General features: G+C 45.6%; 26 protein-coding genes. 14 read left to right on the forward strand and 12 right to left on the reverse strand.

Translation table 11 applies throughout. The features are described 5' to 3' along the window. Positions 1-159 precede the first annotated feature (159 nt). Positions 160-582, reverse strand: coding sequence for a universal stress protein (locus tag L4D09_RS05680; RefSeq protein WP_428456523.1), 423 nt, complete (start codon positions 580-582; stop codon positions 160-162). Between the two features lie 296 nt (positions 583-878). Between L4D09_RS05680 and ftnA the strand changes: the two genes are divergently transcribed. From ftnA to L4D09_RS05705, 5 genes are all read left to right on the forward strand, one after another. Beyond that, positions 879-1,406 carry a non-heme ferritin gene (ftnA, locus tag L4D09_RS05685; RefSeq protein ID WP_428456524.1) on the forward strand — a complete coding sequence of 176 codons (528 nt, stop codon included), beginning with the start codon at positions 879-881 and terminating at the stop codon, positions 1,404-1,406. 74 nt (positions 1,407-1,480) lie between these two features. Then, entirely contained in the window at positions 1,481-1,819 is a 339-nt protein-coding gene (gene uspB, locus L4D09_RS05690) for a universal stress protein UspB (protein WP_428456525.1), read from the forward strand. A 117-nt stretch (positions 1,820-1,936) separates the two neighbouring features. Further along, on the forward strand, positions 1,937-3,043 hold the full coding sequence (locus L4D09_RS05695; protein ID WP_428456526.1) for a mechanosensitive ion channel family protein: 1,107 nt from the start codon (positions 1,937-1,939) through the stop codon (positions 3,041-3,043). Between the two features lie 118 nt (positions 3,044-3,161). Then, positions 3,162-4,349, forward strand: coding sequence for a BaiN/RdsA family NAD(P)/FAD-dependent oxidoreductase (locus tag L4D09_RS05700; RefSeq protein ID WP_428456687.1), 1,188 nt, complete (start codon positions 3,162-3,164; stop codon positions 4,347-4,349). A 242-nt stretch (positions 4,350-4,591) separates the two neighbouring features. Continuing rightward, positions 4,592-5,131 (forward strand): DUF3332 domain-containing protein, encoded by a 540-nt coding sequence (locus tag L4D09_RS05705; RefSeq protein ID WP_428456527.1) that lies wholly within the window; start codon positions 4,592-4,594, stop codon positions 5,129-5,131. 76 nt (positions 5,132-5,207) lie between these two features. On the opposite strand, the gene L4D09_RS05710 is transcribed toward L4D09_RS05705, so the two are convergent. The 4 genes from L4D09_RS05710 to L4D09_RS05725 form a co-directional block, all read right to left on the reverse strand. Then, the gene (locus tag L4D09_RS05710; protein ID WP_428456528.1) at positions 5,208-5,780 is read right to left on the reverse strand and encodes a TetR/AcrR family transcriptional regulator; all 573 of its coding nucleotides are present in this window, start codon (positions 5,778-5,780) and stop codon (positions 5,208-5,210) included. Between the two features lie 9 nt (positions 5,781-5,789). Then, positions 5,790-7,226 carry a coniferyl aldehyde dehydrogenase gene (locus L4D09_RS05715; RefSeq protein WP_428456688.1) on the reverse strand — a complete coding sequence of 479 codons (1,437 nt, stop codon included), beginning with the start codon at positions 7,224-7,226 and terminating at the stop codon, positions 5,790-5,792. 144 nt (positions 7,227-7,370) lie between these two features. After that, complete coding sequence (locus L4D09_RS05720; RefSeq protein WP_428456529.1) at positions 7,371-7,964, reverse strand: tRNA-uridine aminocarboxypropyltransferase; 594 nt, start codon at positions 7,962-7,964, stop codon at positions 7,371-7,373. Between the two features lie 78 nt (positions 7,965-8,042). Beyond that, entirely contained in the window at positions 8,043-9,083 is a 1,041-nt protein-coding gene (locus L4D09_RS05725) for a COG3650 family protein (protein WP_428456530.1), read from the reverse strand. A 68-nt stretch (positions 9,084-9,151) separates the two neighbouring features. Here L4D09_RS05725 and L4D09_RS05730 point away from each other — a divergent pair, with 68 nt between their 5' ends. After that, entirely contained in the window at positions 9,152-9,610 is a 459-nt protein-coding gene (locus tag L4D09_RS05730) for an EVE domain-containing protein (protein ID WP_428456531.1), read from the forward strand. 82 nt (positions 9,611-9,692) lie between these two features. Here the strand turns inward: L4D09_RS05730 and L4D09_RS05735 are convergent, their stop codons facing one another. Together L4D09_RS05735 and L4D09_RS05740 are read right to left on the reverse strand one after the other, a co-directional pair. Continuing rightward, the gene (locus tag L4D09_RS05735) at positions 9,693-10,493 is read right to left on the reverse strand and encodes a Cof-type HAD-IIB family hydrolase (protein WP_428456532.1); all 801 of its coding nucleotides are present in this window, start codon (positions 10,491-10,493) and stop codon (positions 9,693-9,695) included. A gap of 149 nt (positions 10,494-10,642) precedes the next feature. Then, complete coding sequence (locus L4D09_RS05740; RefSeq protein ID WP_428456533.1) at positions 10,643-11,644, reverse strand: alpha/beta fold hydrolase; 1,002 nt, start codon at positions 11,642-11,644, stop codon at positions 10,643-10,645. A 191-nt stretch (positions 11,645-11,835) separates the two neighbouring features. Between L4D09_RS05740 and rhtB the strand changes: the two genes are divergently transcribed. Both rhtB and L4D09_RS05750 read left to right on the forward strand, forming a co-directional pair. Next, on the forward strand, positions 11,836-12,453 hold the full coding sequence (gene rhtB, locus L4D09_RS05745) for a homoserine/homoserine lactone efflux protein (RefSeq protein ID WP_428456534.1): 618 nt from the start codon (positions 11,836-11,838) through the stop codon (positions 12,451-12,453). A gap of 89 nt (positions 12,454-12,542) precedes the next feature. Beyond that, positions 12,543-13,775 carry an EAL and HDOD domain-containing protein gene (locus tag L4D09_RS05750; RefSeq protein WP_428456535.1) on the forward strand — a complete coding sequence of 411 codons (1,233 nt, stop codon included), beginning with the start codon at positions 12,543-12,545 and terminating at the stop codon, positions 13,773-13,775. A 15-nt stretch (positions 13,776-13,790) separates the two neighbouring features. On the opposite strand, the gene L4D09_RS05755 is transcribed toward L4D09_RS05750, so the two are convergent. Beyond that, complete coding sequence (locus L4D09_RS05755) at positions 13,791-14,627, reverse strand: LysR family transcriptional regulator (RefSeq protein ID WP_428456536.1); 837 nt, start codon at positions 14,625-14,627, stop codon at positions 13,791-13,793. A gap of 138 nt (positions 14,628-14,765) precedes the next feature. Next, positions 14,766-16,364, reverse strand: a complete 1,599-nt coding sequence (locus L4D09_RS05760; RefSeq protein WP_428456537.1) for an AbgT family transporter — start codon at positions 16,362-16,364, stop codon at positions 14,766-14,768. A gap of 563 nt (positions 16,365-16,927) precedes the next feature. On the opposite strand from L4D09_RS05760, the gene L4D09_RS05765 reads away from it, so the two are divergent. Both L4D09_RS05765 and L4D09_RS05770 read left to right on the forward strand, forming a co-directional pair. Next, positions 16,928-17,650: an SDR family oxidoreductase gene (locus L4D09_RS05765; protein WP_428456538.1), complete on the forward strand. Its 723-nt coding sequence runs from the start codon at positions 16,928-16,930 to the stop codon at positions 17,648-17,650. 148 nt (positions 17,651-17,798) lie between these two features. Then, complete coding sequence (locus L4D09_RS05770) at positions 17,799-18,803, forward strand: acyltransferase (protein WP_428456539.1); 1,005 nt, start codon at positions 17,799-17,801, stop codon at positions 18,801-18,803. A gap of 26 nt (positions 18,804-18,829) precedes the next feature. On the opposite strand, the gene L4D09_RS05775 is transcribed toward L4D09_RS05770, so the two are convergent. Beyond that, positions 18,830-19,162, reverse strand: coding sequence for a DUF2500 domain-containing protein (locus tag L4D09_RS05775; protein ID WP_428456540.1), 333 nt, complete (start codon positions 19,160-19,162; stop codon positions 18,830-18,832). 248 nt (positions 19,163-19,410) lie between these two features. On the opposite strand from L4D09_RS05775, the gene L4D09_RS05780 reads away from it, so the two are divergent. The 4 genes from L4D09_RS05780 to L4D09_RS05795 all read left to right on the forward strand — a co-directional run bounded on the left by L4D09_RS05780 (position 19,411) and on the right by L4D09_RS05795 (position 22,119). Next, complete coding sequence (locus L4D09_RS05780) at positions 19,411-19,776, forward strand: DUF4145 domain-containing protein (protein ID WP_428456541.1); 366 nt, start codon at positions 19,411-19,413, stop codon at positions 19,774-19,776. A 975-nt stretch (positions 19,777-20,751) separates the two neighbouring features. Continuing rightward, positions 20,752-21,375, forward strand: coding sequence for a lysoplasmalogenase (locus L4D09_RS05785; RefSeq protein ID WP_428456542.1), 624 nt, complete (start codon positions 20,752-20,754; stop codon positions 21,373-21,375). Positions 21,376-21,450: 75 nt separating this feature from the next. Then, on the forward strand, positions 21,451-21,780 hold the full coding sequence (locus L4D09_RS05790) for a putative signal transducing protein (RefSeq protein WP_428456543.1): 330 nt from the start codon (positions 21,451-21,453) through the stop codon (positions 21,778-21,780). Positions 21,781-21,879: 99 nt separating this feature from the next. Further along, positions 21,880-22,119, forward strand: a complete 240-nt coding sequence (locus L4D09_RS05795) for a YecH family metal-binding protein (RefSeq protein WP_428456544.1) — start codon at positions 21,880-21,882, stop codon at positions 22,117-22,119. 78 nt (positions 22,120-22,197) lie between these two features. On the opposite strand, the gene L4D09_RS05800 is transcribed toward L4D09_RS05795, so the two are convergent. After that, on the reverse strand, positions 22,198-22,464 hold the full coding sequence (locus L4D09_RS05800) for a DUF1145 domain-containing protein (protein WP_428456545.1): 267 nt from the start codon (positions 22,462-22,464) through the stop codon (positions 22,198-22,200). Then, positions 22,461-23,066 carry a 16S rRNA (guanine(966)-N(2))-methyltransferase RsmD gene (gene rsmD / locus L4D09_RS05805; RefSeq protein ID WP_428456546.1) on the reverse strand — a complete coding sequence of 202 codons (606 nt, stop codon included), beginning with the start codon at positions 23,064-23,066 and terminating at the stop codon, positions 22,461-22,463. The genes L4D09_RS05800 and rsmD overlap by 4 nt, the downstream gene beginning before the upstream one ends. Positions 23,067-23,108: the final 42 nt, after the last annotated feature.

Raw genomic sequence — 23,108 nt, forward strand, 5'->3', positions numbered from 1 at the left:
ATAGTTCGCAGTGAGAATATGGCGCTAGTGTAGCGAATTATCAGGGCAAGCAACACGTGTAGTGTTGTGATGATGAGCAGGTAAGAGCAGCGGTAGCGATGCACGAGTGATCGCTACCGAATTTCAGTGACGTTTAAAAGTAAAGATCAACGTCAGCGGCTATTTCAATGGCACCATTAGCATATCAATTGGGGTGCGATTGATCAGTTGCTTGGCCGAACTAAGCAGCTTGCTCCAAAAATCCTGATGATGGCCGCAAACAACCAGTTCAACATTGAGATCATCGATAGCGTGGCAAATCTCTTCGCTTAGGTCACCACTGCCAACCAAGGTATGAGATACGGGATAATTGGCTTTTTCAGCGAGAATTTTTAGCTGTTTTTGTGCATCGTCAGCCATACGGTGTTGGGCATCGGATAGGTTGATATCGATGAGGCCAGTATACAGTTCTGCATAATTCACATCGATATGGATCAGTGACAACTTAGCATCAAGTGGTTTGGCAAGCTGGGCTGCTTTGCTGACGAGAAGAACACTGTCTTCAGAGAGGTCGATTGCGACCAAAATGTGTTTATAAGCCATATTTTTCACTCCTTGACCTCAATGGTGTCTTTCATGCTAGCACCGAGGCAGAATAAAAAATATAGGCTAGATCGCAACTTATTGAGAGAAAAACAGTGAAAATGATCTTAAATAAATCGTTTGAATTTACACGCGTTTTTAATGATAACCGCTAGGTTTTGAAATCAAAGAAGGAGATTGTTCGTCAACCTTACCTTTGAGTTGCATTCTCATTATTGCATTGTGACAATGGGGAAAAGGCGTTTTCATACCTATCGATGAGATTGGTATAAACTAGAATAGATAGGAGTAGTACGATGTTAGCTCAAGCAATGGTTGAAAAACTTAACGAGCAGATTAATTTGGAGTTCTTTTCTTCTAATCTTTACCTGCAAATGAGTGCGTGGTGTGAAGATAAAGGCTTTGAAGGTGCCGCAGAGTTTTTACGCGCGCATGCTGTTGAAGAGATGGAGCATATGCAGCGTCTTTTCACTTACGTGAGTGAAACTGGCGCGATGCCAATTTTGGGTTCTATTGAAGCACCAAAACATGAGTTTGCATCGTTGGGTGATGTGTTTCGTGAAACGTATGAGCATGAGCAGTTGATCACTAAGCAAATCAACACTCTTGCCCATGTTGCGTTTACCACTCAAGACTACTCTACGTTTAACTTCTTGCAGTGGTATGTGGCAGAGCAGCACGAAGAAGAAAAACTATTTAAAGGCGTTCTGGATAAGATTGAGCTTGTTGGTGAAGACGGTAAAGCACTGTTCTTCATTGATAAAGATCTTGCCGCGATGGCAAAAGCTGGATCTTCATCAGTTATGGATACACAAGCTGGCTAATGTGTTTGGGGCGAGTTATTCGTCCCTTTCATCATCACCCTGTCAGCTGCCAAGTCACGTTGTTCGGGGGCTATATGATTAGTGGTGATGCACTTATATTCGCACTTTTTCTGGTCGCTGTGGTGAACGTTTCCCGTTATGTCAGTACCTTGCGTACTTTATTGACGGTTATGCGCGAATGCGACCCTCTTCTCTACCAACAAGTTGATGGCCGAGGCTTCTTCTCATCCCAAGGGAATGTCTCTAAGCAAATCAGATTGTTTCATTACATCCGCAGCCATCAGTATGAAAAGCACCATGATCCGGTGTTCATGGCAAAATGCATTAAGGTACGTAAACTGTTTGTCTTAGCAAGTACTTACCTAATGGTATTTTTTGTCTCTATCTTTGTTGTTGCCTACCTTGGGATATAGTGCCGTGCGGGGATAAAATCGCCGCTCACTGCATAAAATCGCTCAGGTGTCTTGCCATCTTGTAAATATGAAACTAAGTTAGCGGCCAAATAATCAAACATATTATATGTGGTTGCGATGAATCGGGTTTATCAATGGTGGGATGCGCTGCAAAGAGGCGTTAGTCAAGACTGGATGAGCAATGTCGGCTTACTGTTATTGCTCAGTGCTGTTTTGTGGGCGGCGTGGTTATTAGTAACCCGTCACCTTTCGACGGCTGCAAGTAAAACACGGCTAGTGTGGGATGATGCATTGGTGGGTGCCATTAGAAGGCCGGTTAGCTGGCTGATTTGGCTCTGGCCTGCGGCCTTCTCACTGGGTGTCGTGATCGATAATACCTCCGACTATTCAAGTGCCTTCTTGACGAATGTTCGCCACCTAATGTTGGTATGGACGTTTATATGGGTATTACTACGCCTGATCACTAATGCTGAACATGCAATTTGCCTGACAGCAAAAGATGTTACTAGCATTAATGCCGTCTCTAAAATTCTCCGGCTGGTGGTGTTAGTTATCGGTGGTTTGGCTATGATGCAGAACCTCGGATTGAGCTTATCGGGGGTACTGACGTTTGGTGGTGTCGGGGGCTTGATTGTTGGTATGGCGGCGAAGGATTTGTTGGCTAACTTCTTCGGCGCGATCATGATTTATTTTGATAAGCCTTTTAAGCTGGGTGATTGGATCCGCAGCCCTGATCGGGAAATTGAAGGCACCGTCGAGAAAATTGGTTTTCGCATGACCGTGATCCGCACCTTTGATAAACGGCCTTTGTATGTGCCTAATGCCGTATTCAGTTCGATTGTGGTTGAAAACCCATCACGGATGCATAATCGACGCATTAAACAAAAAATTGGCCTCCGTTATCAGGATGCTGGCGTGATCAATTTGGTGGTTGATGACATTAAAGCCATGTTATTGGCACACCCTGAGATCGATACACGTCAAACCTTAATTGTTAGCTTTGATAATTACGGCCCTTCTTCGCTCGATATTCTTATTTATACCTTCACCAAGACGACTGGCTGGGTGGAATATAAGGCTATTCAGCAAAGCGTGATGCTGGAAATAACCCAAATCGTCCGTCAGCACGGCGCGGACTTCGCCTTTCCAACAACGACCATTCGTATGGCAGAGTCACCGTTTCAACCTAATATTCTGCCACAGACTGCAGCCAAGCATGGATAACGGTTTCTATTCCAGCGGTTGGTAGGTAGAATAGCCATCTAGATTAGGGATGCAGACCAAGATTGGTTACCGCATCCCTTTTTTTATTTGTTTAGCAACGGTCGTTAACGGTAGAGATATGGCAGAAAAGTTCGATGTAGTAATAATTGGTGCCGGTGCAGCGGGCCTGATGTGTGCAGCAGAAGCGGGCAAGCGTGGCCGCTCTGTGCTGGTGGTCGATCATGGTAAGAAGCCGGGACGCAAAATTCTGATCTCTGGCGGTGGCCGTTGTAACTTTACCAACTATGATGTGACGGCGAGTAACTTTGTTTGTCGTAACCAACACTTTGCTAAATCGGCCTTGTCGCAATATACCCAATGGGATTTCATCTCGATGATTGCCAAGCATGATATTGCCTTTGAAGAGCGCGATCATGGCCAGTTATTTTGCGAAGACTCAGCCAAAGATATCGTGAAAATGCTGCTGGCAGAATGTGACTTGCCCACCGTTCAACAGCGCTACCGTGTTGATGTTCATGCGATTGATAAAACAGAAAATGGCTTCAGTCTTAAGCTGAATACGGATTTAGTGGAGTGCGAGTCGCTGGTGATCGCGACTGGTGGCTTGTCGATGCCCAAGCTTGGTGCGACACCGTTTGGTTACCAAGTTGCCGAGCAATTTGGCCTGAAGATGATCCCCACAACGGCAGGTTTAGTGCCTTTCACACTGCACAAAGAAGAAAAAGAAGCGTTTGCAGAGCTATCTGGCATTGCGATCCCAACCGTCATTGAAGCAGAAGACGGCACCACATTTAAAGAAAATTTGTTGTTTACTCACCGTGGCTTATCGGGGCCTGTGGTACTACAAATTTCATCTTATTGGACGCCGGGCCAAAAAGTGACGATTGATTTACTGCCGACTCTCGATTTGGACGATACGTTGACGACAATGCGTGAGCAACATCCAAATCAAAGCCTGAAAAATTCGCTGTCTCGTTTATTGCCAAAGCGCTTGATTGAAGTGTTGATTGCGCGTGGTGATTTAACGGATAAGCCGTTGAAGCAGTTTAACCCGAAAGAGATCACCGCAATGGCGACCTATTTCCATCAATGGCATATTGCGCCAAATGGAACCGAAGGTTACCGAACCGCGGAAGTTACGCTGGGTGGTGTTGATACCGATGAATTGTCATCGAAAACCATGGAAGCGAAGAAAGTGCCGGGCTTGTACTTTGCTGGTGAAGTGATGGATGTCAGTGGTTGGTTGGGAGGCTACAACTTCCAGTGGGCATGGAGCTCCGGCTTTGTGGCCGGGCAATATGCCTGATTTTTATTACGGTGAATGAAGAAAACGGCGCAATGCGCCGTTTTTTATTGGTGCGAGGGAATTGATTGGTTGGGGTGATTGGTGAACACCACGCCATTACACCTTGGCTACATTTTTTACGCATTGTTTCTACGTCTGTCAGTTTCTGTCAAATTATTGTCGATTTCACTAGCTAGATGAACAAAAAAGCCTATAATCCGCCCGCTTTATTTTAATTATAAAAACTTTTGGAGTTAACCTTGATGAAAAAGATCGCAATGAAAGCTGTCGCGATGACCATTCTTGCTACATCACTAACAGGTTGTATTGGCCAGATGGGCACATCTCAACTAGTGACCAAAGCAAACCTAAGCGCTGTTGATAACCGCTATGGCCGTGCTGGCCTATTTGTTTTGCTTAGCCCAGTATATGGTATTGCAGCAACGGCTGATTTGTTCATCTTTAACTCGGTTGAATTCTGGACGGGTAAGAACCCAATTACCGGCAAATCACCAGCAGTAGCAGATACGCCAGTCGATGCCATTTTCAAAGTAAACGACAAACTCGATCCGTCAATGACGACAGTACCTCTAGCAAGCGTTCAAAACAGTGATATTGAAGCAGCAAGCTTTCGTCAGTTAGATGACAAAACATTGGAAATGAATGTCGTTTATCAAGGTGGCGAGAGCGTGGTACTGCGTGGCGAGAAAGCGGGTGATGATGTGAATTTCTACCTAGATGGTGAATTCATTACAGCGGTTAGCGTTGAAGAGCTAAGCCAGTACGCGAATAACCAAGCATAATCAGTTGCTTGCTATCAGCGCATAAACGGGAGCCTAGGCTCCCGTTTTTTGTTTTTGTCTCATGATCTTGTCAACTTTACGCGTAGTCGGTTGGCTGCAGAGCCTGCCACAGTATGTGGAATGCGCCATCTTGATATGCCGGCTGCGTGGCAAGATCCGGTTGCTCGGCAAACAATCGAGCAGTGGATAAAAAGTGGTGATGGCAAAAATTTAAAATCAATGTCTGCGGCAGGGGAGCCAGTAGGTGCTGCTGTTGTGCTTGGTTAATGAGCGCTGGCAGAAACCCCATGGTGGCCGCCATATAGTCGTGGTGTTCACTCAGGGTGTAATCAGGATCGTGATTGAACAGCAACATGAACTGTATGTCGTCCGGGTGTGACTGTGCCCAGTGCAGTGCTTGCTCCCAGTAATGCAGCACTTGCTGGCGCAACGTTCCTTCTGGCGGCTGAGAGGTCATTGCGGTGGCTAATTTCGTTTTCGTTGCTAGATGCAGCGCCCGAATGAGCGCTTGTTTGGTCGGGAAATGATGGAATAAGGTGCCCGTTGCCACGCCCGCTTGCTTAGCAATGCTCGCGGTCGTGGTTGTGCTAATGCCCTGCTGGGCAAATAGTGTGAGGGCGGTTTGCAGGATCTGTTGTTGCTTACTCACCATTTTCTCCTATCGCATAAAGAAAGCTAACATTAGTTTTTGCCACCATCGGCCATAGGGTGGGATGATTAGCTTTGCCGTGGTGAATGTACCACGTGATAACACGGTTTTGGCATGTGAGAGTGTTAAGAATCCTTCTTTGCCGTGATAGTGACCCATACCTGAAGGGCCAATGCCGCCAAACGGGGCGTCATCTGCTGCGACATGCAGGACCGTTTCATTTATACCCATTCCGCCGGAGTGAGTAGCCAGCTTGACCCGCTCTTGTGTTTCAACATTAAGGCTCATTAGGTATAAGGCCAATGGACGGGGCCGCTCTTGGATATAGTTGATCGCTTGTTCAAGGTCTTGATAGCCGATAACAGGCAGAAGAGGACCAAAGATCTCTTGCTGCATTAAGGTTGCTTCAGGCGCAACATCAGTAAGAAGGTGCGGGATCATCCGGTGCTGTTCATTATCGCGGGCGTTATCATGGCACGGGTGAACGGTCGCCCCCAGCGATTGTGCCTCGTCAAGCCAGCTAATTAAGCGCTGATATTGGCGGGGGCTAATCACCGATGAAAAATCTCGATTGGCCGCGCCGTTGGGATAAAGGCAATTAAATTGGCGCTTAAACTCATCGACAAATTCTTTTTCACGCCCTTCTGGCACTAAAACATAGTCGGGTGCGACGCAAATTTGTCCTGCGTTCATGCATTTGCCAAAAATCATCCGTTCAACCGCGAGGTTCATAGGAATGTCATCGGCGATCAATACGGGAGATTTCCCACCCAACTCTAAAGTGACAGGGGTTAAGTTATCGGCAGCGGCACGCATGACATGATGACCAACGGCCGTCGAACCAGTAAAAATAAGGTGATCAAACGAGAGCTGACTGAAATACGCAGCAGCATCGGCTTCACCTTCAAACGCTGCGACGCAGTTGCCATCAAAGGCTTCAGCCAATAAGGATTTCAGTACTCTATTGGTGGCAGGCGTAAACTCACTAAGTTTGAGCATCGCACGGTTGCCCGCCGCGATAGCGGTAATGAGTGGGCCGAGGCTAAGGGTTACTGGAAAGTTCCATGGCACGATGATCCCAACGACCCCAACAGGTTGGTAATGGACACTGACTTTTGCCGGGGCAAGCATGAGGCCTGCATGACGCCGAGAGGGTTTCATCCACTTTTTCAGCCGGCGCAAATTGTAATTAATGTTCGCAATACTTGGCATAATGTCAGCAATCAAGCTGTCTTGATGGCTGCGTTGCCCATAATCTTGCTCTAGTGCTTGGCAAAGTGCAGTTTTATGTTTTTTAAGCGCACTTTTGAGAGCAATCAACTGTTCTTTACGTTGCTCGAATGATGGCATGGGAGCGGCTTGATAAGCGGCTTTTTGTGCCGCCAGCGTACTGTCCATTTGCTGGCAAAGGCTAGGTGTGACATTGATTTTTTCCACTACCGTCATTGGGTTACTCTCCGTGGTTGCGTACATCGACACTAAAACCGACTAGTCAGTCGGTTTTAGTGTAGGTGATATTTTAGCCATTGATCAAGCGGAGTTAGCGAAATAATAAGAAACACTCAGGCATTGTTCAGCTTAACCAAGCTCTCAGCCGTTTTTCTTGTGCCCGCTCTTGTCGGCTTGAAAAACCTCGATAAAAGCATTGAAGTAATGCTGAAGGTGTTGAGCGTCAAGGGGGTAGCCGAGCTGCTCAAGCACGACAATGCCAGCCTCGCAAGTGCATAAATTCCCCGGCTGTTGGTTACGCCTGAGTTGGTATGCTGAGCGCGAGGTCGGTGAGAGTTCAAGCCGAGGTAAACTGGCTAGCCACGGGCTGCGGCGCACCATTTTGCGCGCTTCTTGCCACGTTGCATCAAGTATGATCACCAACGGAGTTTTGCCTGTGTGCTTACGGTATGGGGTTGCTGGGATTGTCTCATCCCCCGGAAACAGTAACCATGGCTGATATTGTGGGCTGGCGAGCATCTTGAGCAATGCTTGAGGTGGGTTGACGCGATCCCATATTTGGCGTTCGCAGTGGGGCAAACTGCGTGCCATTAAGGCACCTGTATTGGTGTCTTTGCCGAGCTCTTTCGGGTGAGTCAGTAAAATAAACGGGATCTCGCAATGGAGATCAGGTTCAGCATAGCAGATACAGTTGTGGTGGAACCCGCAGCGAGGGCAGGCTTGTTGGTTACTCATGGCGATAATATTAGGCTAAATAGGGCATACCACAGAGTGTGGCATACCCTGAACGCAACTAGCAATGCATGACGTTAACTAGGGCTGAGTGTGTGGCTGCCGTTCAAGCTCAAGTCCATTGCCGCTAAGCGGGAAGGTTTGCCCGTTGATCGTTTCTTCCTGGGTTGTTAGCGCGCTATTGTCAAATGTGAACAAGCGCTCGCTGATCAATCGGCGCCCTTGCAGGCTCACCATCGTGACTTTGACTTGGGTTGGGCTGACTTGTTGCCAAAAGCCATTTTCTTTGAGGCTCGGCTCACCTGACGGGTAGTCGTAGCGAGTTATCGCGGAATGATCAGGCTTGAGTTCAATGGTTGTGGTAAGAGTGGGGGTCTCGCCTATCATACTGGTGCCTTGATATTGCCCGACCCACCCTTTGGTTACATCTGTGGCCCCAACAGTTGCACAGCCCTGATATTGTTTTCCCTGCCAGTTTAATTTGGCTTGCCAGCCAAATAACGAATCACTCATGGTGTCGTTACACTTATTTTTGGTCATGACCAACGAGAAGTCTTTGCCTGAGTATTGTTGTTGCCCGCTTTGAATATACTGCGTGGTGATGTTTTGCTGTGCTTCGGCTTGGCCAATACGGACTAGAGTTGCTTGACCGTTCTCTATCTCAATACTCCACCCTGGTTCATTACCAAAAGCACGAGTTGTACGAGGAGGCCGCTGGCAGCCTTGGCGCATTTCACTCGATAGTAAGTTGATTTGTTTGACGGTAAAGCGTGCATCATAGCCTGCTGCAAAGCCATCTTCAGGCACTGGCTCCAGAAAACCGATGAATTCACCGTACATTGGCTCGTAGCCTGGACGTGTGATGGTATTGATATCCTGCTGCATACTGGAGGGGAGTTGGAGCCAGTATTGCTGGCTGCTGCCGCAAGGTTGGATACTGCGGTTTTCATGGCCAATAACCACATTGCCGCGAAGCATGAAGGCTTGTACTTTCCCGTCTTCTGCGGGTGACTGTGTGGTCGGGCTGGCGGTATCTGGCTGTGGTGTTGGGTTACTGGCACACCCCGCAAGTAAGGTGAGCACTGCCACTGAGGTGGCGAAGGCTGTTCGTTGGAGTGTCATCAGGTTCCCTTATTGTGGTAGGTTGGAGCTAAAGTCAGTGATATCAGATAAAAAAGAAGAGTACTAGGATGGCGTATTGGTTATTTAAGACAGAGCCAGATACTTTTTCCATAGACACCTTAAAACAGCAAAAAGTTTCTTGCTGGGAAGGGGTCAGGAACTATCAAGCACGCAATATGATGCGAGATGACATCAAGCTGGGTGATGAAGTGTTTGTCTACCATTCTTCTTGTAAAGATGTTGGCGTTGTGGGGATTGCCAAGGTAGTGAAAGAAGCTTATCCCGATCATTTCCAATTTGATCCGGAAGGGCCTTATTTTGACCCGAAATCAGCCCCTGATAACCCGCGTTGGATCATGGTGGATATTGAATATCAGCGTCATTTACGCTTAGTGTCACTCAAGCGGATGAAGGCGAATCCATTACTGGAAGCGATGCCATTGGTAAAGCGCGGTAATCGTTTAAGCATTATGCCGGTCACGAAAGCACAGTGGCAGGAGATATTACAAATGACCGGGCAGTTCTAGTTGTTAGCCTATTAGCAATAATGAAAAAGCTGCCTATGTGGCAGCTTTTGTTTCAGCATTATATTGGTAACGTAACTCGGCTTTACTTTAAGAACATATCAGTCAGATAGTGAGCCACGGCCTCGTCTTGGCAAGATCCGATAATGTCGTTTTCAGGCAGCGCTTTTTTCACTTTTTCGTGAGAGGTGCCCATGACCAGTCCTTTCCCCGCCATGCTGAGCATCTCGACATCGTTCATGCCGTCGCCAAAGGCAATACAGTCGGCAAGGGTGCAGCCTTTTTCTTTTGCGACGGCTTCTAATGCATGGCCTTTTGAAACGCCGGCATCCATAACCTCTAAGCACCAAGGTGTTGAAAAGGCAATGTTGGCGCGATCGCCAAAGTGCTCATTGAAACGCTCTTCCCACTCAACCAACTTGTCATGGTCACGATCATCGCGAGTAAAGAATATTTTTGCGACTCCCTCTTGCGGTGGGTTGTCGACATCGAATAACTGATAGCAAAAAGTCTCGTGGAAATCACGCAAGGCTGGGTCTTCTGCATTTAGCAGCCAATCATCATTGCGGTAGATATGAATTTTTAGCTCTGGGTCATTTTTGGTGAGTGCTACTAGACCACTAACGATCGAAGCGGGTAGATCTTGTTTGAAAACTACCTCACCCTTGCAGTTATGCACGCGAGCACCATTCGAGGTGATCATATAAGCCGGAATGCCCAATTCCTCTCGCATGCCTGCGACATCAATATGGTGGCGACCTGTTGCGAAGATGAAGTCTTTGCCTTGTTGGTGCAGTTGGTTCAGCACGTTTTTGGTATAAGGGGCAAGCTTATGCTCAGGGGTCAGCAAAGTGCCATCTAAATCGGATGCAATAATTTGGTACATGAAACCTCTCGCTATAGGAACAGAGGCCCAAAGTGATATCACAACATCAAAGGTTAGCAGCCATGAAGGTTGCCTATCCCGACAGAAGGCACTTTGGGAGAAAGCAGCATGAATAGTAAACCAGAACACTCAATAATAAGGAGGTTAATTTACAGTTTTGCTATTTCCGCCTTCCGAAAGTGATTGATGGTCGCCGTGAGTACCGGCTGACGGTAGGTATCGCTCTCAAATAACAACTCGTGGCGAGCCCCGTCAATGACTTGGAGCTGGCATTGCCTTTCGGCACTTTGCATCGCTTGACAGAAGCGGTGATGAGCTTGATTATCAATGATGGTATCGTGACTGGCTTGCAGTAACAGCACGGGTGTCGTGATCTGCGAGGCAAGCTCAATGCACTGTTTTGCGGCTGCAATACCTTGCCAGACCCAACGGGCACTCGGCCCACCAATTTTAAGCTCTGGCTTGGTATCATAGAGGTCGCGAAACCACTGGTAACGTACCTCGCTTTGGCATAAAGGATTCCCAGTGAAGGGCTTAGGGTAATAGGGGACTTGCCCAGGGGCATAATTAGGTTGACGCTGAAGTTGCTCAACAACGCGTGCGAGGGGTGAGGCAATCGGCCGCATCCAGTTCTTGATGTTAATACCGTGCATGGGAGCACTGAGTACGGCACTGTCGATGAGATCAGGGTTGTGAGCTAGAAACAAGCTGCCAATCGTCCCGCCCATCGAATGCGCGAGCATGAAATGCTGTTGGTAGTTTTTCGGTGCGATTTCAGTTCTGAAAAAAGTTTCTAGATCGGTAACATAGTCGGAGAACTCTTCAACATGACCCAATTCGTTATCGTTCGTGAGGCGATCTGACATACCTTGTCCTCGATGATCAATCGCATAGACGTCATAACCCTGTTGCACTAAGTCATAGATTAGCTCTTGGTATTTCCAATAGCTTTCGACTCGCCCGTTAACTAGCAGGATCATTTTACTTGAGTTATTCGGTGTAAAAGCCGCCCAATGAATCGAGAGTTGGTCGACACCGCTGAAAGCACCTTCTTTACGTTGCTGCCAAAGCTCGGTGATTGGCCCCGCCATTGTTTTGAGGTAATGAGGTTCTTGGGTAAAATTAAAATAATGGGGAGGTTGAATGGTCATTTGGCTTCCTGATAATCAGCAACATTGGCAAGTATAACCTACTGAGCGGGAAGGAAGTACATGATCGTGTTGCCTTTAATCATGAACTACTGTTAACGTGTCGCGATTTTATGTGTTTTGATGTCAATCATCGCCGTTATTCGTCGTAAGTGGTGATAAATGACGGGCTATCAGGTAAAGAGAGGAATATTGTGAATATTGATGTGTGGTTGGCTTACCTCGTGACGGCCATTGTATTTAGCCTCGCGCCGGGGTCTGGTACGGTGAATTCGATCAGCAATGGTATGGTCTATGGCTGGCGCAAATCGCTGGCCTCAATACTGGGCTTACAAATTGGCCTTGCGATTCATATTGGTTTGGTTGGTATCGGGCTTGGCGCGGTGATTGCTCAATCAGCCGAAGCGTTTACATTGATCAAGTGGGTGGGTGTGGCTTATTTAATTTGGCTTGGCGTTCAGAAATGGCGTGAACAGGCCACGTTGTCGGTCAGTACGGCAATGGACAATATTTCAGGTTATCAATTATGCCGACAAGCCGTGCTAGTGAATTTAACTAACCCAAAAACAGTGGTCTTTTTAGTTGCATTATTTCCGCAATTCTTAACCCCGACACTGCCTCAGGCTGAACAATTATTGATCTTAGGTGTGACGACTGTTGCTGTTGATACTTTGGTGATGCTGGCATACGTTGCACTGGCGTCACGTCTTGCACATTATATTCGCTCGCAGCGTGTGATGGCTGGGCTGAATCGTATTTTTGGTTCGATGTTTATTGGCTGCGGTGCATTGCTGGCGACAGCAAAGGCATAATCGTCGTCTAATGACAGATAGGACAGTAGTATACTGACCTAGGCTTTGTTCTTGTTTATTGCTTTGATGCTCGGGGTTGTAGCTCTACCATGTATTCCTATGTCGCACGTCAGCCTATTTTTAATCGTCAGCAGCGAACAGCTGGATATGAACTGTTGTTTCGTGATGGCGAGAGTAATGCTTTTCCTGACATCGAGGAAAATAAGGCAACCTGCCGCTTGCTGGTTGAAAACTTTATGGCGGTAGGCGAAAACCCAGCGACCAGAGGAAAACGCAACTTCATAAATTTTCCGTATCAAAGCCTGATCCGGTTATTGCCCACTTTGCTGCCGAAAAAGCAGGTTGTGATCGAGGTGCTGGAAAGTTGCGAGCCAGATGATGAGCTGTTTCTTGCGATTCGCCGACTGAATAAACTTGGATATCTGATTGCGTTAGACGATTTTGATATGGATAAACGCTGGCAGCGATTCTTGCCCTATGTGCATATCATTAAACTTGATTTGATGACCATTGGTCTTACCGTTGCGTGTGAGTATGTTTCTCAGAACCGCCATCGTAAGCTGATGTTCTTAGCCGAAAAAGTTGAAACGCATGAAGACTTTATGGTGACATTCAATGCGGGTTTTCATTTTTTCCAAGGCTACTATTTTAGCAAGCCAGAACTAGTGAAAAACCGATTGGTCGAGCCAGAGCGGCTTTCGACTTTGCGGTTACTTCAAGAGGTATGCCGTGAAGACGTTAATTTTGATCGCATTGAAAAAATCATCATTGCAGATGTCTCATTGTCATATTTGTTATTGCGTTATGTAAATACTGCTGCGAGCCGTACTTTGGTTCCGATCAGTACCTTCCGCCAAGCCCTGGTCTATCTCGGAGAAGATAAGCTGAAGATGTTTGTCAGTGCGGTGGCGACGGCACAAGCTTCGATAGATAAGCCGCGCGAGCTGTATGCAATGTCTCTTCAGCGGGGCCGAATGTGTGAAGTGCTCGCCAATAGCAGCGGTTTAGCCATTGCGGGCGAAAAAGCCTTTTTAACGGGGCTATTTTCATTGATAGATGCACTGTTAGATAGCCCTTTAGAGGAGCTAATTCCTCTGCTTCCTCTTGAGCCTGATATGTGCGATGCACTCCTAAAGCGGGAAGGGGAATTAGGACTGGTACTGACTTTGCTTGATGCTTATGAACAGGCGGATTGGGATTGCGTGAGTTCTTGCTGTGAGCAGCTAGCAATTAGTGAAGAGCGAGTTATTTGGAGTTACCAGTCAGCATTGAAGTGGTCATCCTCTTACTTACAGGCAACGCCCCAGTCTGTCAGTGCCTAAATCAGGGAAGACGCGTTATTTTTGATACTGGCTTAGCGCTTTCACTGCCGCGGCCAAGGCAGGGTTGAGTGTTTTGTTGGCAGGGTAGCAAAGCCCTAACCGTCGAAACATCCGTGGGCCATCAAGTGGTACTGTTACCAATCGCTTTGCCGTTTCCAGCACTCCGGTCGGCAAAAAAGAAATCCCGAGCCCTGCCTGCACTAAGTGCATCACTTGAGTCTTATGTTCGGCCTTGGCAACCAAGTTAACGGCTAAGCCATCACAGGCAAGTAAGCCAATAGTTTGCTGATGTGCCTCGCAAGGTGGGCATTCGATAAAGTCATGCTGGTGGAGCTGATCTGGGCGCACCAGCTGATGCTGGGCTAATGGGTGGTCTGGCAACATGCATAGCACATAATCTTCATCCCATAGTGGCAGAAATATCTCATCATCTCCTTTAAACATATCCAGCGTTATCCTGCCATCTGCGGTGGCATCATGATCGACGAGTTCGAGTAGTAGATTCGGCACATCTGCGTTTAGCTTTGCCATGACATCGGCCAGCTCGGATTGGCTTAAGTCGGGAAAGTTACCTAGTTTAAGTGATAAGCACTCAGTACGTTGCTGGAATAGGCTCGGCAGGCGATTTACATCAGCCAGGAGCCTGACCGCTAGCGGGTATAGGTAATGCGCTTCATCGCTGAGGTTCACGCCTTTTTTATGACGCTCGAACAGTGGTGTGTTCAGCTCAGCTTCCAATTGTTTAATTGCATTTGAAATTGAGGGTTGGGAAACAAAACAGCGCTCGGCAGCGAGTGTGATATTTTTTTCTTCGTAAACGGCGACAAAAAAACGGAGTAAGCGTAAGTCCATAGTGGTAACCCGCAGAAAAAGGCATGCCATGATGATAAAGGCTTATGGGGGTATCACAATGGTGAAGTGCAAAATAAAACGCCGGGCAAAGGCCCGGCGTTTTGATTTTAAGCATATCGCACGATATAGCGGTGCGTATTAGCCAGCAATGTTGTAGAAGGTTGCTGAGCCAGGACCAACAGGGATACCGAATACGAATACCCATAGGTAGAACATCAGGCTCCAGCCCACAGTGAATACAATCGAGTATGGCAGCATGGTTGAAATCAGTGTACCCAAGCCAAGATTTTTCTTGTAGCGGGTCGCAACAGCCAAAATCATACCGAAGTAGCTCATCATTGGTGTGATGATGTTGGTCACCGAATCACCAATACGGTAAGCCGCTTGAATGGTTTCAGGCGCATAGCCAACCAGCATTAGCATTGGCACAAAGATCGGTGCAGTTACCGCCCATTGTGCAGACGCTGAACCTAGCATCAGGTTGATGAAGCCACACATTAGGATGAATGCAAAGAACAGTGAAGGACCGGTTAGGCCGATAGACTGTAGGAAGTCTGCACCACCAACTGCAAAGACTTGACCGAAGTTTGTCCAGCTAAAGAAAGCAACAAACTGTGCAGCAAAGAATACCAGTACAATGTACATGCCCATTGAAGACATTGACTTCGACATTGCATCAATTACATCGCGGTCGTTCTTCATGGTGCCAACGACTTTACCGTAAACAAAACCAGGGACGGCGAAGAAAACAAAGATGAATGCTACGATGCCTTTCAGGAATGGTGAGCCTGCCACAAGACCGGTGTCTGGGTGACGTAGGATGCCATTTTCCGGCACGATCGTAAGAGCAAGTAGCGCTGCAACAACGAGTGCTGCTAGGCCGGCCATTTTCAAGCCTTTCTTCTCAAGATCGGTGATTTTACCTAGTTTATCCTTACCTAGATCTTCGCTTGCTTCTTCAGGGTTGTATTTACCCAGTTTTGGCTCAACGATTTTCTCGGTAACAAATGCACCCATGATAGTGATCGCAAATGTTGATGCGAACATGAAGTACCAGTTAGCTTCAGGGCCAACCGAGTAGTTCGGATCAATAATGTGCGCTGCCGTTTGGGTAATACCCGATAGCAGTGGGTCAACAGTACCCAGTAGTAGGTTTGCACTGTAGCCGCCAGATACACCAGCAAAGGCTGCCGCTAGACCTGCAAGAGGGTGTCGACCTAGAGAGTGGAATAGCATCGCCGCAAGCGGTACTAGAACTACATAACCAAGCTCAGATGCTGTGTTAGAGATAATACCGGCGAAGACGACAACCAGTGTCACCATTCGCGTCGATGCACCCATGACCATTCCACGCATTGCGGAAGATAGCATGCCCGAGTGTTCAGCAATCGCAACACCAAGCATGGCAACCAATACGGTACCAAGTGGTGCAAAGCCTGTGAAGTTCGTAACTAGGTTCGCTACAATTTTCTGTAGGCCTTCAGCGTTGAATAAGCTAACGACATGGATCATGCCATCAGCAGCTCGGCCTGCAGCACCTTCTGGGCGAGGGTCAATAACTGATACGCCAAAGTAACCGGCCACACCTGAAGCGACTAAAACCGCTAAACAGAATAGAGCAAAAAGGGTAATTGGGTGTGGTAGTAGGTTACCTAGCCACTCGACAGTATCTAGAAAACGGGTGAAAACTGTTTTCTTTGGTTGTTGTTGTGTTTGCTGTGAAGCAGGTGATTGCATCACGACCTCCATTTATCGTTTTAATCCCATCAATGGGTACGTCTATTATTTGGAGAAGGTTACGTCATTGTTAATGTCAGAAACAAGATATAATTGTGTCTAAATATGTCATTTGATGGTTTTTTGTCTAATTTTGGTTAATTCTTTGATGTTTAGTTTTGTTTTTGTGATGTTTTACTCTCAATTTATCCCTGATGTTTATGCATTTGGTTGGTTATTGCTCAACTGTTAACCGAGTTCATAACACCGAATATCAGGCGATTAGAAAATGAAGCACAAAATATTTGTGCTTTAATTCACAAAATTGAACCTTTGCTTTCTAATAATTTATATTTGATAACGATTTGATAGCGAATTGATAACTTTTTTATGGGTGCGCATGTTGTTTTCCTACCTCATGAGTGTTTATCCATAGCTAAAATTTATGGTAAGCAAAATAAATTGATATTTTTCATTGATGGGTAGGGTCTATATAGTGGCCAACATCATCAGACGGCCGCTGGTGGGTTAGGTTATTGGCAGAGTCCAATGGCTTCTGTTCTCAGTCTATAAAAGGTGAAATTATGTCTAAGTCTTTGGTTGTAATCACAGGTGCAAGTTCTGGTATTGGTGAAGCGACTGCTCGTACATTATCTGCACAAGGCCATCCTCTATTATTATTGGCGCGTCGTATTGATCGTCTGACTGCGTTAGGTTTACCTAATGCTATGTGTCGTCAGGTAGATGTCACTGATGGTGAAGCGGTGTCTGCTGCAATTGAAGAAGCGGAAGCACAATTTGGTCCTGTTGATTGCCTTGTTAACAATGCCGGTATGATGTTACTGGGTTTAGCGCATGAACAAGATCCGGCTGAATGGAAGACCATGTTCGATGTGAATGTTCTCGGGTTACTCAATGGTATTCATGCCGTACTAGCGAAAATGAAAGCACGTAAGGGTGGTACGGTAATTAATATTAGCTCTGTTGCAGGGCGTAAAACATTTCCTAATCATGCCGCTTATTGCGGAACTAAATTTGCCGTCCATGCGATTACTGAAAACCTTCGAGAAGAAGTTGCTGATGACAATGTTCGCTTTATTACTATTGCGCCGGGTGCGGTTGATACCGAACTGCTAAGCCATACATCAAGTGACGCTATTAAAGCGGGTTATGAAGAGTGGAAAGAAGGCATGGGTGGGGTAATTGCACCTCAAGATATTGCTAACGCGATTAATTATGCTTATCAGCAGCCGCAGCACCTGTGTATCCGTGAGATTGTTCTGGCAGCTACTCGCCAACAACCATAGGCAGATATTTACTCTGTCACGGAAAGAACATGAAATACAATAGTCTATTTTATTGTTCCTTATGAGATAAAGCCGCTGTCTTCCTTTTATGGTGACAGTGGCTATTGCTATATTGAACTCAAAACGTGGTTGTCGTTTAGGGGGATGTGTGCGAGATAAGGTTGTTTTTTTTGACGTGCTACGCTGTGTGGCCGCTGTTGCCGTCGTCGTTATCCACGTACTTGGCCCATATAGGGAGTTATTTGGTGAGATTTCGAGTAGCAGTTGGATAACCGCAACGACCTTTAATAGCTTTAGCCGTTGGGCCGTTCCTATCTTTATTATGATAACCGGGGCGTTGATGCTGACGGATAAACGTCCGTTTGAACTGAAATACTACATACAAAGGCGCTTGGGCAAGGTCCTGCTTCCATTTATTGTCTGGTCAATCTTTTATGCGGTATTGTCAGGGTTGCTACCGACTGGTTATTCAACGAATGTGGCTTGGGAAACGCTAAAGGCATTACCTGTTCATGAAACCTACTATCACCTTGGTTTCTTTTATTACTTTATCCCTCTTTATTTTGTCATCCCTTTCTTCCGCTACTTTGTTCAGCGTTATGATCGCACTGCAGTTATCGCCCTAACATCTGTCTGGCTGGTGATGACGACGCTATTTTTATTTCATATTGATGGGCCTTGGAGCTATGAATTCGTTTTATATAGCGGCTACCTCGTTTTTGGCTATAGCCTATACCAGCTAAGATGGCCAACGCTGAAGTGGTTATTGCCACTCGGGGTTATGGGGCTATTGTTGACAGATTACATGGTCATTAGTCAGACATTTGCATTTGATGAATATACTGTTGGCCGCTGGATGTCTTATAAAACGCTCAATACTGCTCTTATTGCGGCAATGATTTTTGTTCTTGGACGTTATGTTGCCGATAGAATGAATGAAAAGTGGCTTGAACGATTAGCCTTTATGAGCCGCTATAGCTTAGGTATTTATTTATTACACCCCATCTTTTTATGGCCGGTTCGCGCCTTTGACTGGTACTTCTTTCATCCTATTATTATGATCCCGTTTTGGACCGTGGTGATCACCGCCTTGGCACTCGGGGCGAGTTGGCTATTGGCGAAAAACCCCAAAACGGCGTGGTTGGTGCCGTAGTTGGGGGCTGGTGCGATTTTTCGACGTTAATTTCGCTGAAGAGCAAAATGTAAGAAGGTCACTCCTTTGTAGGTCATGATCCCACTATCACCTGGGTTGAGTGCGTGATAGTAGTGAACCCCAACCATGAATTCACGTTTAGGGCCGCCTTTTGTTGGTTGAACGTAAACCCAGTATTCTTCATCGTCCTCACCGGGTTTGGCACCAATGACTGCGACACTTTGCTTGTCGAGGATCTGCACCTCTATTTTTTTTTCTGGTGCATTTTCACCGAGTACATGGTGACGATAGAAACGTACATAATAAAGAATAGCGGCAACCAATAAAGCGAAAATAGCCAAGACAATCCATGTTGGCATTGGCGTCCTCCTTGATACTTGAAAATCGTGTGAACGCCATTATTCAAGATGAAAGCAAGATAGAATACTACTGTGCGGATAAACCGTGATCTTGGCTGGGAATTGATGAACAAGTATGTTCAGGGAGATTGCTCAGATGCCTTGTGGCGATATCAATTCGGTGAAGAAATGTAAAACACTGTCTCTTTGCTTTGTTTTATTGCCAACTCGCGGTAAGTTAAAGAAAGGTAAAAAAGGAATCGTTATTTATGGCAAACATTGAGTTAGTGGTAACGCGCTCAAGGCGTATTGAACATTTACTGCGAGAACATTATCACGCTGAAGGCAAGGGTTTGCACCAGCTGATCACCAGTTGTGAAGAGCGCTTGCCGCATGAAATTATTCCGACGTTACGCTTTGTGGCGTCAATACGTAATAAAACGGTGCATGAAGAAGGCTATAAGCTAGACGATAAGAAAGGTTTTATTGCCGCTTGTAAGGCGTGTGAAAAAGAATTGACGCCAAGAAGTGGTCGTTTTGTTTGGACTGCGGCAGCGGTATTAGTCATTGGTGTCACGGCACTGGCGATTTGGTTTTATTCTGAGCATTGGCACCGGATAAATCTCACCCCTTAGCTCTGTGCGGTGATTGCAGAAATTCATAAAAAAAGGTGCCATAGGCACCTTTTTTTTGTGAATTTTTTTTTACTTAATAAATCACTGGCAGCGTCATTAAACCGACAACCACTGCGATCATCATAAGCCCTTGTTTTTGAGAGGTAGTGAACATAGTTAGGCTCCTAATTAAGCTGCTAGAAAGATGATGTAAATAAGAATAGCATTATTTTTACTGATTTATCAAATTTAAATGTCATGTGTTTGTAATAAAAATAATTTATCAGGGCTTTTTTATGGGGTTTTTACCATTTAAAATTGTGTTTTATTGTGTTGTTTCTTTTTTGTTCTCCTTTAATTTTTGATGGGTAATACGATTTTAAGTCTTTGTTTTTAATTGTTATTTGTGCTTTTTGTCTTTTGGGTTTTTCAGTTTTAATTTGTTTGGTTTATAGATAGTGAYAAAAAAGCCACTTAGCTGGCAAGTCGTGTGGATATGTCAGTAAACTAACATCTGAAATTTAAATGTAGATGTCTGTATACCTTCAACTCATAGATGAAATGAATAAAACTCTATTTTTATAGCAGCTATTGTCTATTGGTGGTGGTTTTGTGGTTTTTGGTCTTTAACGGTTGCTATTGGTGGTAATATAACTTTTGTCTAATTAAGTATTTGTTTATTATCTGTTTTTATCGCTTTTCTTATGGTTGTCAAAGTGTGTTAATACCTTTGGCTTATCTTTCTAGACTAGTAAAAAACCTTATTCACTAGTTAGTGGTATGCCAAACGATTGCTTTTTGTTTTTCCCATAATAAAGAAGAGGCTAGTGATTGAATGTTGTTGATGGGGGTAAAAAGAAGAATAAAATTAATATGATTGGGAGCCAGTTATTGATGTCAGTTGCTAGACAATCCGTAATGACTTTCTAAACTATGCTTTCCTCTGGATGACAAAGGGTTACTCAGTTTGGTGTTCATAACAATAACGGTGAAACTATGTGGGTTTGGTTAGCCATCTCTCTGTCTGCTCTTGTTCATATTACGGCTTCTTATTATGGGCCTAAGTGGCAATTTTATTTTTTTAAACCTTTCACGATGCTGCTGTTACTTATTGTGGCATGGCACGCTGAATTTGAAGGCTTATACCATAGTGCATTAATTGCAGGTCTTATATTGTCACTGTTCGGTGATATTTTTCTAATGCTCCCCAAAGATCGTTTTATTCCTGGGCTTATTAGCTTTCTATTTGCCCACATTGCCTATTCTGTTGGGTTCTGGAGTCAGCTTGATGGAGGAATGGTTTGGTGGCTACCAGCCATGCTTGCTGCTGCAGGGGTCATTGTTTTTCTTTTGTTACTCCCGTCTCTCGGGAAGATGATTTTACCTGTCGCGGTGTATATTGCTGTGATAGTTCAAATGGGTTGGGCGGCAGGTGAATACTGGCTCACATCTGGAACGACGGCGGCTTTATTGGCATTCTGCGGGGCACTCATTTTTATGGTGTCGGATATCTGTTTGGCCATTAACCGCTTCCGTGGGCCATTTAAATCAGCAACGGTTCTTGTGATGGGGAGCTATTTTGCTGCCCAATCATTGTTTGTTGCTAGTCTGCTTGGTTAGCTAAGTACTCATCGTCTTTGTTAAGAGGCGATTGTTATGCAGTGAAGGTCGCGATTTCAATGGCAGGAGGCACACATGTCATCAGATAAATGGTATCAGGTTTATAAAGCGATCAATGCGCTAGAAGCACACTGTGTTAAAGGAATGCTCGAAAGTGAAGGGGTCGATGTTCAACTGCGTGGTGAAGGGCTGTCTGCCGCTGCAGGAGAGCTCCCAATGGAAGTGGTTGAAGTGACATTGTGGGTTGATAGTGCCCAGTATGTTCAGGCTCAAAACTTGATCAGTAACTATGAAAAAACGGATTATCCGCAATGGTACTGTCATCAATGTGGCGAGTTAAATGAGGGCCAATTTGAGTTGTGCTGGCAATGCGGGCAAGTGCATGATTCGACGAATAACTCATAACATACATTTAAAATGCAGTTTATTGTTTTGCGTCAATGAGTGGTTCACAGGGTGTTTTACACTGTGATGATTGACTGATAAACAATGAGAGTCGCTGCAATGACCCAGATCCATGCCCATACTGTCTTGAATATGCTGTTAGCTGATGATGCAACCTATACCTTAGCAAGCCTAAAGCAGGCAGTGGTAAACGAATATGGCGAAGAGGTTCGTTTCCATACTTGTAGTCAGCAAGATCTAACGTTTGATGCTTTGTTGTCTTTCTTGCTTGATCGCCGCAAAGTTGTTCAGCAAGGTGAGTATATAGCTGCAAATCGTGATCGCATGTGTAGTCACTAGATACCAGTGTCTTGGTGAGGTTAATACCTGAGATAACAAATAAAAAAGCGAGGCTATCAGAGCCTCGCTTTTGTTTTTTTACATCATATGTTTACGACGGATATCGAGCAAAGCGAAGATACCAAAAATCAAAATTGACCATTTCTCCCAGCGCGACATCGTGATTTTATCGCCAAAAGCACCAATAAAAATCAGCATTTGTAGGCCATGCATCATGAACAAAAAGGCTGTCATAATGTATAGCGCCATTGCGGCAACGCCAGGAAACGGGTGGAAAATATTAAACAATAGGACGAGCCAAACAAAACCAATGGCAGCTTTGGCGAGTAATATTAATGCTTTCATGCTTCTTCTCTTTCAAATAAACGGTAACAGACCTGTCCGGCTGTTTTTTCCTTGTTCATATACCAGTTCTCTGGAGTCTTTAGCTCTCCGAGTTCTTTCTCTGCTTCTATGTAAATAACTGCGTGTGGTGTTAGCCAGTTATTTTTTTCCAGTAAGGCAAAAACCTCTGGCAGTAGGTTTTTGCGAAATGGCGGATCAATAAAAACAATATCACAAGGTGTGCCTGGCTGTTTTAGAAATGCCAAGCTATCCATATTGTGTACTTTTGCATTATCAGCGCCAATCATAACTCGGTTTTTTTCCAGTTGCTCAGCAGCCTTTTTATCCAGTTCAAGCATGGTGACATGGCTTGCACCACGTGACAGTGCTTCGAAACTTAAGCTACCACTACCGGTAAATAGGTCGAGGCAATTGGCCTCAAACAAATCTTGAGCCAACCAGTTAAAGACGGTTTCTTTGACGCGATCGGTTGTTGGCCGAAGACCTTCAACATCATGAACGGGTAATTTACGCCCACGCCAGCGCCCGCTGATGATCCTTACGAACCCTTCACGGCGATTATTTGGCATATTTTGGCCTGTTTGTTGTTTGCGTCTCGTCATAGATTTCTTCGACCGTTTAGAAAATGATAGTATACCCAAACC

The organism is Photobacterium makurazakiensis, assembly GCF_050336715.1.
Taxonomy (GTDB): Bacteria; Pseudomonadota; Gammaproteobacteria; order Enterobacterales; family Vibrionaceae; genus Photobacterium; species Photobacterium makurazakiensis.